Origin of the sequence: Acinetobacter sp. WCHAc060042 (assembly GCF_003231195.1) — a bacterium.
Taxonomy (GTDB): Bacteria; Pseudomonadota; Gammaproteobacteria; order Pseudomonadales; family Moraxellaceae; genus Acinetobacter.
In genome coordinates, this window is the sequence record NZ_QKVN01000119.1 from 1 (window position 1) to 731 (window position 731).

1 protein-coding gene is annotated in these 731 nt (G+C 42.7%); it reads right to left on the reverse strand.

Going from position 1 to position 731, the window contains the following annotated elements:
- Positions 1-43: 43 nt before the first annotated feature.
- The coding region (locus DPG01_RS18490) for a Bax inhibitor-1/YccA family membrane protein (RefSeq protein ID WP_110976012.1) at positions 44-731 on the reverse strand (688 nt) is incomplete at its 5' end.

Genomic DNA, 731 nt, shown 5'->3' on the forward strand with positions numbered 1-731 from the left:
CATACGCCCCGATGAAGGGGCGTATGTGTTAAGAATCGAGAGATTAGTCATCGCCACGCAGCATGCTGAGTAAACGTAGGAATGAATAGTACATCCACACTAGAGTCGCGAGTAGTGCAATACCACACAGCCACTCCATCGCTTTCGGCGCGTGTTGTGCCGCAGCACTTTCAATCAAATCAAAATCTAGAATCAAGTTAAGTGATGCAATCACTGCAACAAAAGCAGCAAAACCTAAACCTAATAAGTTGTTTTCAAATAAAAATGGAATACTTGAACCAAAAGCCAAACGCATCACCATTTGCACCACAAAGACAATTGCGATGGCAATTGAAGCCGACATCACCACAGATTTGAATTTTTCTGTGGCACGAATAATTTGAAAACGATACAAACCAAACATCACCAAAGTGGTGACAAAAGTTGCCAACAGTGCTTGTAAAGGCACACCCGGATATTTCAATTGGAAAATGACAGATACCCCTCCCAAAAAAGCACCTTCAAACAAGGCATATGGAATGGCAAGGGTACGTGCGGTATTTGGTTTAAAGGTTGCAATCAGGCCTAAAATTAGACCACCAATTGCCCCAACTAAGGTTGCAGCATAGGCCAGCGAAATATTTAGGGTCATGAAACAGTAGAAAAACAGTGCCATACCGACCACAGCCGCAATCACTGTAAGTAATACAGACTTCTGAATAGCACCTTGAACAGTCATCGGTTGACTATAA